This window comes from Martelella alba, assembly GCF_006516955.1.
Classification (GTDB): Bacteria; Pseudomonadota; Alphaproteobacteria; order Rhizobiales; family Rhizobiaceae; genus Martelella; species Martelella alba.
In genome coordinates, this window is sequence record NZ_VHLG01000008.1 from 177,843 (window position 1) to 188,713 (window position 10,871).

Genomic DNA, 10,871 nt, shown 5'->3' on the forward strand with positions numbered 1-10,871 from the left:
TTTGGCGCATGCTCGCTCCGCAAGCAAATATTTGTCAAAATGGCGACGTGATTCGGTGATGAACCCGTCACACCCGTTTGGCTGACAGTCTGGAAAACCGCGACCCATGGACGACAAGAACGATCTTTTTGCTGAAATTTCCGGAACGCAACCGTCTCGCCACCAGCAGGAACCGGCGCCGGTTTCAGCACCGGAGCCCGCGCCGGCCAGTACCAGACGCAGCGACGTATCCGAAAGCGATGGCAGCTATGGCGCATCCTCGATCCGCGTGCTGGAAGGGCTGGAGCCGGTGCGCATGCGCCCGGGCATGTATATCGGCGGAACCGACGACAAGGCGCTGCATCACCTCTTCGCCGAAGTGCTCGACAATTCCATGGACGAGGCCGTTGCAGGCCACGCGACGCTGATCGATGTCTATCTCGATGCGGACGGCTTTCTGACCGTCACCGATAATGGCCGTGGCATCCCAGTGGAAAACCATCCCCAGGTTCCCGGCAAATCGACACTCGAAGTCATCATGACCAAGCTGCATGCCGGCGGTAAATTCGACGGCAAGGCCTATGAAACCTCGGGCGGCCTTCATGGCGTCGGCGTTTCGGTGGTCAATGCGCTGTCTGATGTGCTCGAGGTTGAGGTCGCCCTTGATCGGCGGCTGTGGAAACAGACCTTTTCGCGCGGTATTCCGCAGGGCGGGCTTGAGGATCTCGGCCCGATCCAGAACCGGCGCGGCACGAGGGTACGCTTCCATCCTGATGCAGAGATTTTCGGGCCGCGCGCGAAATTCGATCCGGCGCGGATTTTCCGCATGGCCCGTTCCAAGGCCTATCTGTTTGGCGGCGTGAAGATCCGCTGGTCCTGCGATCCTTCTCTGGTCGAGGGCAAGGACGACCTGCCAGACAGGGCCGAGTTCCACTTCCCCGGCGGCCTGAAGGATTATCTCGCCGATCTCATCGGCAAGGATTTCACCGTCACCCGCGAAATCTTCACCGGCAGAACGGAAAAGACCGGCGGACACGGCGCCGTCGAATGGGCCGTTGCCTGGTATGGCGGCGATCCCAATGTCCATTCCTATTGTAATACGGTTCCGACGCCGGAAGGTGGCACGCACGAGGCCGGGCTGCGTCAGGCCCTGATGCGCGGGCTGAAGAATTATGCCGAAATGATCGGCAACAAGCGCGGCGCCCAGATCACCACCGACGACGTGATGATCTCGGCCATCGGCATGCTGTCGGTTTTCATCCGCGAGCCGGAATTTGTCGGGCAGACCAAGGACAGGCTGGCAACCGTCGAAGCCCAGCGCATTGTCGAAAACACCCTGCGCGATCCCTTCGATCTCTACCTTTCGGCCAATCCGGCCGAAGCGGAAAAGCTGCTCGACTGGGTGGTCGAGCGCTCGGAAGAGCGTCTGCGCCGCCGCAAGGAGCGCGAGGTCAACCGCAAGACAGCGGTCAAGAAACTGCGTCTGCCGGGCAAGCTTGCCGACTGCTCGCAGAACTCGGCCGCCGGTGCCGAAATCTTCATCGTCGAAGGTGATTCGGCCGGTGGATCGGCCAAGCAGGCCCGCAACCGCACCAATCAGGCGATCCTGCCGCTGCGCGGCAAGATCCTCAATGTCGCATCGGCCGGACGGGAAAAGTTCTCTTCCAACCAGCTGCTTGCTGACCTCATTCAGGCGCTCGGCTGCGGCACACGCAACAAATATCGCGAGGAAGACCTGCGCTATGAGCGCATCATCGTGATGACCGATGCCGATGTCGACGGCGCCCATATCGCCTCGCTGCTGATCACCTTTTTCTACAAGGAAATGCCGGAACTGATCCGTCAGGGCCACCTATTCCTCGCAGTACCGCCGCTTTACAAGCTCTCCCAGGGCGGTAAAACCGCCTATGCCCGCGATGACAGCCACCGCGAGGAATTGATGAACACCATGTTCAAGGGCCGCAGCAAGGTCGAGGTCAGCCGCTTCAAGGGTCTTGGCGAAATGCTGCCGGCGCAGCTGAAGGAAACCACTATGGATCCTTCAAAGCGCACGCTGTTGCGGGTTAAGATCGATGAAATCGATTTTGAAGGTACGCGCGAAACGGTGGAAGAACTGATGGGGACAAAGGCCGACGCCCGCTTCCGCTTCATCCAGGAGAATGCCGCCTTCGCCGAGAATCTCGATATTTAGCACGTACTAAAGTCAAGAATATCGGCGGCGAAATTACGCGCAGCCCATTGCCTTGACGAGGCGCAAGCTCTATATGAGGCGCATCGACTATTGCTAGTGACTTTCTTCGTGTGTCCTTCGGGATGCCGCCAGATTTCCTTCAAGATCGATCCCACGCCGCAAAGTACCGCGGAGCCCAAAACGATTACTTGAAAGGAAATCGTTATGTCGACTGGTACCGTTAAATGGTTCAACGCCACCAAGGGTTATGGTTTCATTCAGCCTGATGATGGTGGTGCTGATGTATTTGTTCATATTTCCGCTGTTGAGCGCGCTGGCATGCGTTCGCTCTCCGACGGTCAGAAGCTCACCTATGAGCTCGTTAAGGACAAGCGTTCGGGCAAGAGCTCGGCCGACAACCTTCAGGCTGAGTAATCAGCCACTCCCTGCCTGATGGCAGGTTTCGAAATCATCGATCCCCCGGATTGATGGAAGCGCCGTGTTGTTCATGCCAGTTTCGGCTGGCCACGGATTTATTGGCTGCGGCGCAGGAGAGGTCGGGGTTCACCCGGCCTTTTTGTTTTTGGCCAACGCGGATTCCAACCGCCCTTCCCGGACCTGCTTCCGGGCCTCAAGATCGCATCAAACATGCTGTTTCGGTGGATCGGTTTCCGTGGAAAATCCAGAAAGGAGTATCTTTTGCAAGTCGTTGTACGAGACAACAATGTCGATCAGGCACTGCGTGTGCTGAAGAAGAAGATGCAAAGAGAGGGCCTTTTCCGTGAAATGCGGGCAAGGCGGTCCTATGAAAAGCCCTCGGAACGGCGCAATCGCCAGGCTGCCGAGGCTCAGCGTCGCCATCGCAAGATGCTGAAGAAGCTGGCACAGCGTGAAGGGCTCCTGCCCTCGGCCCGTCGGCGCAGCCGCTAAAGGCAAAGCCTTGCGGCCCATGCGACACAAAGCAACTTGAAGGCCACAGGGCGACGTGAAGGATGGAGGCGAAAGCCTGCCTCCTTCCTCGGTTCACGGCCACGGCGAGCTATGTTTCTGACAGAAAATCTGCCCGAGATCGCAACCGCCTCATTGCCCGCAGGACCAGAGCAAAGGGGACTGCCTGAATCATTGTTTCAGAGATTTTGATCTCTCCGGAGCCGGAGCGAAACCGTGATATTCCTGCCTGGCTCAGCCGATAAAAAGCTGAACAAATATTAGCGCCAGACGATATCTCCCGGTAACTGCGATAATTTTGGCGACCCATTCGCAACACCTGAGAAAAAACGCACCCATTCGCGAACTTGTGACCATTTCTTGCGTTGACGGCTGGCTGACGGAAAGCAATGGCTGTCTGTAGTCAATCCTAACAAGAGGCGCGAATGCTGTTCGATATGAAAATGTCGCGCAGGGGTTTCCTGCTCGGCGCACTAGTCACCACAACTGCTCTCGCTGGGTGCGCAAGCACCGGCACTACGGTTGCCCCTCCAGAACCCAAAACCAACTATGCATTGATGTATGGTCCGGAAACAGACGGCGGATTTGAAATCCCGGCTGTTCCGTGGCAGCAGATCGGTACGGAATATCTGCGCCAGCGTGTCAAGGACCCGACGGGCGAGCCTCCCGGCACACTCGTGGTCGATACGACAAACCGCTTCCTTTATCTGGTTGAAGACAATGGCACCGCCATGCGCTACGGCGTTGGTGTCGGTCGCGCCGGGTTTTCCTGGGGCGGAGAAGGCGTGATCCAGTGGAAGCAGGAATGGCCGAAGTGGTTCCCGCCGCAGGAAATGATTGCCCGCGATCCCGAACTGAAGAAATATTCGGAAAAGAACGGCGGCATGGAAGCTGGCCTGATGAACCCGCTCGGTGCCCGTGCTCTCTATATTTACGAGAACGGCAAGGACACGCTCTATCGCGTCCACGGCAATCCGGAATGGAATTCCATCGGCAAGGCCGTTTCGTCCGGCTGTATCCGCATGCTGAATCAGGACATTATCGATCTTTACAATCGCGTTCCCGCCGGCAGCCGCATCATCGTCAAGCAGCCGCCAGCAAGCACGATGCAGGTTTCAGCACCTGTCGCACCGCAGCCGCCAGCGAATCAGACGATCGCCGACATCACCCGCGGGTGAGATATATATCTGTCCGGAGCCGGACAGATATTTTGCAAACACCCAGATCGCCGGCACCAAGCCGGCGATTTGCTTTCAACGCTGATCGTAACGCTGACGCGCCTGGTCGATTTCATCGAGATGATCGAGGACCCAGTCACCAAGCGCCAGTACCGGAACGCTGAGAGAACGGCCAAGATCGGTCAGCTCATACTCCACCTGAGGCGGCGTCGTGGGATAAGTGGTGCGGTTGACCATGCCGTCGCGCTCCAGCGCTTTGAGCACCCGCGTCAGCATCTGCTGCGAGATCCCATCAACACTGCGCTTCAACGCGTTGAAACGCATTGGCCCGTTATGATCGAGCGAAACAATCACAAGCACGGTCCATTTGTCGCCGACGCGCTGCAGCACCGGTGCGACACGGCCGCAGGCGCCGCTCAGGCGGGTGGTTCTGGGGACAGTCAAATTCATATGACCTGGTCCTTCAATTTTACGCTCTTGCGCATGGTTCATACTACGCTTACTTACACCAGGTCACTTTTTTTGACCACCCCATGCGCCCCAGGGACCTCCCACCCTCAGGGGCTGTCCTCGGTGCCCCCTCCCAGCACCGGAACACGATCCAAGGAGTATGATTTTGAAACTGAACATTATTATCGGAAGCACGCGCCCCGGTCGCGTTGGCCCCACCATTGGCAAGTGGTTTGAGAAGTTCGCACGCGAAAACAGCGACTTCGAAGTTGAACTGGTTGATCTGGCCGATTTCAAGCTGCCGCTGCTTGACGAAGCCAACCACCCGGTCATGCAGCAGTATGAGCATGAGCACACCAAGAAATGGAGCGCCAGCGTTGCATCTGCCGATGCTTTTGTCTTCCTGACACCGGAATATGACAGCTTCCCGCCCGCTTCTCTTCTGAACGCACTTCAGGCTCTGGTGAAGGAATGGGCCTACAAGCCCGCCGGCATCATGAGCTATGCTTTCGTTTCGGCTGGCCTGCGTGCCGCCATGCCGCTGCGCCTGCAGCTGAACGCGCTCAACATCCACGCCATTCCGCAGGGCGTTCCGATCCCGTTCTTCCCGCAGTTCATCAATGATCAGGGTGAATTCACCCCGAATGAACTGACCGAACAGGGCGCCAAGGCGATGCTCGACGAGCTGGCCAAGTGGGCCCCTGCCCTGATCGCCATGCGCGAAGAAGAAAAGAAGGCCTCCCAGGCTGCCTGATCTGCCGGTCCCGGTGATTGAAAACGATGAAAGCCGCCGGTGCTCCCGGCGGCTTCAGACTGTTGATAAACCTTGCCCCTTTTTCTGGCGTCATGCCTGTGCTTGGTCCACAGGCATCCAGCCGCCGCGCGTCCGCGCGGCGAAAGGACTTGTCTATTCAATGCCTTATCTGGATCCCCGTGACAAGCGCGGGGATGACGACGGAGGGAGGGTCAGTTCCATCTCAAACGTGCAATATGAATGGCTTTGTCAGCAGCCTGAAGCCGCCGGCGCTCCCGGCGGCTTTTGTCTTGCCTCAGATATCCGCCCCGACGGCACCAAACTGAGCGGCATGGAGCCGTGCATAGGCACCACCGGCAGCGATCAGCGCTGCATGACTGCCGCTTTCAACAATCCGCCCGGCATCAACCACGACGATACGATCAGCATTGCGGATCGTCGCCAGCCGATGCGCGATCACCAGCGTGGTACGGCCTTTTGAAAGTGCTTCCAGCGATTGCTGGATCGCCCTTTCTGTCTCGCTGTCCAGTGCTGAAGTGGCCTCGTCAAGAATCAGAACCGGCGGGTTCTTCAGAAAGATCCGCGCGATCGAAAGCCTCTGTTTCTGACCGCCGGAAAGCTTGACGCCGCGTTCGCCAATCACCGTATCGAGCCCGTCCGGCATGGCGTCAATGACGGTATCAAGACGCGCCATGCGCGCGGCGTCCATGATTTCTGTATCCGTAGCATCAAGCCGGCCATAGGCGATATTCTCCCGCACCGTTCCGCCGAACAGAAACACATCCTGCTGAACAATGCCGATCGAGGCTCTGAGTGAGGCAAGCGTCATGGCGCGGATATCGGTTCCGTCAATGCTGATCGCCCCGCCGGTTGCCTCGTAAAAGCGCGGCAACAGCGAGCAGATCGTAGTCTTTCCAGCCCCTGACGGACCGACAAAGGCAATCGTTTCACCGGGTTCGATATCGAGGCTGATATCGACAAGCGCCGGCCGTCCCTGGACCGAATAGGAAAAACCGACGCGATCATAACGGATAGCACCAGCAAGGCCGCTAATAGAAACAGCATCCGGTGCGTCGGCAATATCAGGCTCCATATCAATGAGTTCGGTGAAACTTTTAAAGCCTGCCACACCCTTGGGATAAAGCTCCAGCATGGCGTTGATCTTGTCGATCGGCCGCATGAACACATTGACCAGCAGCAGGAAGGAAACAAAGCCACCCTCCGAAAGCTGACCGGTGATCACGAACCAGGCGCCAGCAACCATCACCATCATCTGCACCAGCCGTGTTCCCATATAGGAGAGCGACATGCCGGCAGACATGAACCAGTAGCCTTTCAGCTTGGTGAAGCGATAATTGCGATTGTCGCGATCAAACAGCCGCTCTTCGTGATTCTCATTGCCAAAGGCCTGAACCACACGCATGCCGCCGACATTTTCTTCAATCCGGGTATTGAAACCGCGCACCCGCTGGAAAATTTCAGAGGAATTGCGCGTCATGCGCATGCCGTAATGGGTAATGACCCAGCCGATCACCGGCCCAACCAGCGCCGTCATCAGCGCAAGCTGCCAGTTGGTCAAAGCCATCAGTGCAAAGGCACCAGCAAATGTCATCACGGCAAGGAACACGTCCTCCGGCCCGTGATGGGCAATCTCGCCAATATCTTCGAGATCCTTGGTCAACCGCCCGACAAGATGTCCGGTCTTGTTGTTATCGAAAAAGCGGAACGACATCTTCTGCACATGAGCAAAGGCAGCGCGGCGCATATCGGTTTCGATATTGATGCCGAGGCGATGGCCGAAATAGGTCACCACCGCCATCAAACCGGTATTGAAGATGTAGATCCCGAGCAGTACGAAAGCGGCGATGACGACCAGCCCCCAGTCACGCGAAGGCAGTAGCCGGTCGATGAAAATCTGGATCGCAATCGGAAAGCCAAGCTCCAGCAGGCCAGACAGGATGGCGCTGCCGAAATCAAGGATGAACAGACCCCGATAGGGACGGTAATAGGAAAAGAAACGGCGAAGCATTGGGGAAATTTCCGAGGACGCAATAAGGACTGACGACCGACGACGAAACGCCGTCGCCTTTCACATTCTGACCGGCTCCGCAACGCCTTCCTAGCCGAAACCTGCCGAAATGGCAATTTCGGACGTTCAATGCCGCAAAACTGTCATATAGCAGTGGAAAGTCGGCGCGCACGATTGAACCCTGCTTACATTCAGGCATTCTCAGTCGCACTGACGGAAAAGCGGGATTGGAGCATCGGCATGGATATCCGAGGCATGAAAGTCTGGCTCAAGAGCAGGCTGGTCAATGACGCAGCAGCACCGCTCGCCACTGACACAGTTCCAGACTGCATCTGTATTCCCGCAAAGGCGGAGGATAACGCCGACACGTTGCCAGCCCTTGTCCACGCGGCACGGATCCGCTTTTCCGGCCTTCCCGTCTTTCTCATCTGCGAACCAATCTCGCGGGCCTATAATGTTGCGCAGTTCTGCGAAGCTGCTGGTGCCGGTCCTGACGGGATCATCCTGCGCGGGGTTGAGAATGTCGCCCAGATTCAGATGGCGGAGACACTGCTTCGCCTTGCGGAAGCACGCGCTGATCGCACCGAGGGCGCCATCGCCCTTATCGCCATGATCGGCGACAATGGCGCAGGGCTGCTCAATGCCGGTCATTTCGTACGCCGTCCCGGCCGTGTCATCGCCCTCGGCTATGATGCCGCCAATCTTTGTTCCGGCCTCGCCGGAAGTGGCGATATCGGCCGCCATGGCGCTGTCGCCACCATGATGGCCGCACGCATGCTCGGCATTCCGGCGATCGACTTTACCCGCGACAACGGCATTGCCGAGACTTTTGACGATGCCTGCCGCTTCGCCGCCAATACCGGGTTTTCCGGCAAACTTGCCGAAAACAATGCGCATATCGGCGCCATCAAGGCCGCCTTTGCCGCCCCCTGACGGGGATTAGCCTCTGGTGACTGTCGGCCGGCGCATCTGGAAGGTCTCGCCGCCATCGCAATAATCAAGATAGCCCATCCGCGCCAGCGGCCGCACTTTCGCCATGTCAAGCAGGCCATCCGTCAGTCCATCTTCACGGATATGAATACCGACAACCTGACCGAAGATGATCCGGTTCGGCGTCGGCGCATCATCAAGCGTCTTCGGCGTGATGATCTCGGTCAGCCGGCATTCAAGCGCGGCATAGGCCTCGCCGACGAAAGGCGCATCAACCAGCTGGCCATCAACCGCAGTCAGCCCGGCGAAATCAAACTCGCTCATACCGGCTTCCAGTGGCGCTGACGTCATATTCATGGCTTCGGCGAGTTCGCGACCGACCAGGCTGAGCGTGAAAACGCCCGTCGCCGCGATATTGTCATGCGAATGCTTCATGCCGCTGGAGGAAAACATTACCAGCTTGGGCTGATCAGCAACAGCGTTGAAAAATGAATAGGGACCGAGATTGGCCCGGCCTTCAACGTCGCGTGTCCCGACCCAGGCGATCGGCCGTGGCGAAACAATCGCCTTGAATGGATCATGCGGCAGGCCGTGGGCATTCGTGTCTGTCATGTAGAACACCGTTCAGATCTCCCCGCGCCACGTGACGATTGCATCCATATCGGGACGGACACGCTCGAATGGCGGCTCGGTGCGGGTGCCGATATGAATGAAGCCAGCGACTTTCTCCTCCGCTCCCACGCCCAGAAGCGGGAAGGCACGCTCATCAAAGGCATACCATTCACTGAGCCAGGTTGCGCCATAGCCAAAGGCATTGGCGGCCAGGACCATGTTGTAGCAGGTAGCACCTGCCGACATGACCTGCTCCCAGACCGGGACTTTCGGATGAACCGCCGCGCAGCTTATAACGCCAACAACAAGCGGTGCACGGGTGAAACGGCTTCGCTCCAACGCCAGACGCTCTTCGCTGGCAGATGGATCATCGGCCTGGACAATCTCCGCCAGCCCCTCACCGACGTCATCACGGGCTGTCCCCGCATAAACGACAAAACGCCAGGGCGAAAGCTTTCCGTGATCAGGCACACGGGCGGCAAGCCTGAGGATCGTACCAAGCTCCTCACGCGATGGACCGGGTTCGGCAAGCTGCAAAACAGGCGTCGAACGACGGGCGGTCAAAAAACCGATGACGGCTTCGTTTCGGTCAGACAAGGGGAATACCTCACGGGATTAGGCAAAACGAATGGGAACTTCTTGAAAAGGCCTTTAACTTGCTTTTCAAGTGGGCTTCCACAGGAACAGAGTCAACCGGCAGACATGATGCAGCGGCTTAATCGACATATTTCGGCCCTTGGTGCGGCCGCTATCGCGCTTTCACTCATCGCGCTTTCACTGACGCTCGCCAGCCCGGTCGCGGCCAAGAACCCCTTTTCCAGCCAGCCAGGCGTCAACGCGGAACCGCTGAAACTTGAGGCGCGGCTGACCGATTCCGGCGCACCGATCTCGACCGGTATTACCTGGCGCATTTTCCGCACCGCACCAAAGGGTGGCAAGCTGGATCTGGTCGCCACGGCGGAGGGCGGCTCGGCAACGCTTTCCATCCCCCCCGGCGAATATTACATCAATTGCGCCTTCGGCCATGCCACGGTCACACGCAAGGTCGTCATCCCGGAAGGCGGCATGAAGGATACCCAGACCCTTGTTCTCAATGCCGGTGGCCTGGTGCTGAACGCTGTTCTTGGCGAGGCCGTTCCCGCCAAGGCCAATCTTCTGTCGTTCAATATCTTCCAGAACAAGAATGGCAAACGAAACCTGATCATGGACGAGATCAAGCCGGAAACCATCATTCGGTTGCCGGAGGGCGACTACGAAGTCGTCTCCAATTATGGTAACCTCAACGCTCAGACATCCGCCAAACTGCATGTCGATGCCGGGAAGCTGACCGAGGCGACGTTGAAACAGGAAGCCGCCGAAGTCAGCCTGCGGCTTGCAACCACCCATAATGGCGAAGCGCTTGCCGATACCGCCTGGACGGTTCTCAGCGCATCTGGCGACGTGTTGACCGAGAGCAACAGCGCCTACCCCTCGCTGGTTCTGGCTGCGGGCAGCTACACGGCGGTTGCACGTAACAAGGAGGATGTTTTCGAGAAGAATTTCACCGTAACATCCGGCCAGAACGCAATCATCGAATTGCTGACCGGCGACGACAAAGCCGATATCAACAATGACAATCTATCCGGTGAAACCGTAGATTGACATTCATATAAAATCAAAAAAACAAATAAAAATCAACAAAGTTCACAAATAATAGAAATATAAAATGTCTATTACACATTTTATAATTAAAAAAAATTTGCATAAATCAAATTATTTATAATTATACTATATAATAAATATATAATATAGATTTTATTTATTGATAATCTATTTGACATA

11 protein-coding genes are annotated in these 10,871 nt (G+C 57.2%); 7 read left to right on the forward strand and 4 right to left on the reverse strand.

All coding sequences use genetic code 11. From position 1 onward, the window contains the following. The first annotated feature begins 106 nt into the window (after positions 1-106). From parE to FJU08_RS13550, 4 genes are all read left to right on the forward strand, one after another. Positions 107-2,170, forward strand: a complete 2,064-nt coding sequence (gene parE, locus FJU08_RS13535; protein WP_141149538.1) for a DNA topoisomerase IV subunit B — start codon at positions 107-109, stop codon at positions 2,168-2,170. 204 nt (positions 2,171-2,374) lie between these two features. Then, positions 2,375-2,584, forward strand: coding sequence for a cold-shock protein (locus FJU08_RS13540; protein WP_141149539.1), 210 nt, complete (start codon positions 2,375-2,377; stop codon positions 2,582-2,584). A gap of 264 nt (positions 2,585-2,848) precedes the next feature. Further along, a complete protein-coding gene (rpsU, locus tag FJU08_RS13545) occupies positions 2,849-3,079 on the forward strand; it encodes a 30S ribosomal protein S21 (RefSeq protein ID WP_141149540.1) in 231 nt (76 codons plus the stop codon). Positions 3,080-3,522: 443 nt separating this feature from the next. Continuing rightward, positions 3,523-4,275 (forward strand): L,D-transpeptidase family protein, encoded by a 753-nt coding sequence (locus tag FJU08_RS13550; protein WP_141149541.1) that lies wholly within the window; start codon positions 3,523-3,525, stop codon positions 4,273-4,275. 75 nt (positions 4,276-4,350) lie between these two features. Here FJU08_RS13550 and FJU08_RS13555 read toward each other — a convergent pair whose 3' ends face one another. After that, positions 4,351-4,725, reverse strand: a complete 375-nt coding sequence (locus FJU08_RS13555) for a winged helix-turn-helix transcriptional regulator (RefSeq protein ID WP_141149542.1) — start codon at positions 4,723-4,725, stop codon at positions 4,351-4,353. Positions 4,726-4,885: 160 nt separating this feature from the next. On the opposite strand from FJU08_RS13555, the gene FJU08_RS13560 reads away from it, so the two are divergent. Continuing rightward, the gene (locus FJU08_RS13560) at positions 4,886-5,479 is read left to right on the forward strand and encodes an NADPH-dependent FMN reductase (RefSeq protein ID WP_141149543.1); all 594 of its coding nucleotides are present in this window, start codon (positions 4,886-4,888) and stop codon (positions 5,477-5,479) included. Positions 5,480-5,774: 295 nt separating this feature from the next. Here the strand turns inward: FJU08_RS13560 and FJU08_RS13565 are convergent, their stop codons facing one another. Further along, positions 5,775-7,508 (reverse strand): ABC transporter ATP-binding protein, encoded by a 1,734-nt coding sequence (locus FJU08_RS13565; RefSeq protein ID WP_141149544.1) that lies wholly within the window; start codon positions 7,506-7,508, stop codon positions 5,775-5,777. A gap of 240 nt (positions 7,509-7,748) precedes the next feature. On the opposite strand from FJU08_RS13565, the gene FJU08_RS13570 reads away from it, so the two are divergent. Next, positions 7,749-8,441: a hypothetical protein gene (locus FJU08_RS13570; RefSeq protein ID WP_141149545.1), complete on the forward strand. Its 693-nt coding sequence runs from the start codon at positions 7,749-7,751 to the stop codon at positions 8,439-8,441. Positions 8,442-8,447: 6 nt separating this feature from the next. Here the strand turns inward: FJU08_RS13570 and FJU08_RS13575 are convergent, their stop codons facing one another. Continuing rightward, positions 8,448-9,059 carry a flavin reductase family protein gene (locus tag FJU08_RS13575; protein WP_141149546.1) on the reverse strand — a complete coding sequence of 204 codons (612 nt, stop codon included), beginning with the start codon at positions 9,057-9,059 and terminating at the stop codon, positions 8,448-8,450. A 3-nt stretch (positions 9,060-9,062) separates the two neighbouring features. After that, a complete protein-coding gene (locus tag FJU08_RS13580; RefSeq protein WP_141149547.1) occupies positions 9,063-9,647 on the reverse strand; it encodes a nitroreductase family protein in 585 nt (194 codons plus the stop codon). Positions 9,648-9,755: 108 nt separating this feature from the next. Here FJU08_RS13580 and FJU08_RS13585 point away from each other — a divergent pair, with 108 nt between their 5' ends. Further along, a complete protein-coding gene (locus tag FJU08_RS13585) occupies positions 9,756-10,691 on the forward strand; it encodes a hypothetical protein (protein WP_141149548.1) in 936 nt (311 codons plus the stop codon). Positions 10,692-10,871: the final 180 nt, after the last annotated feature.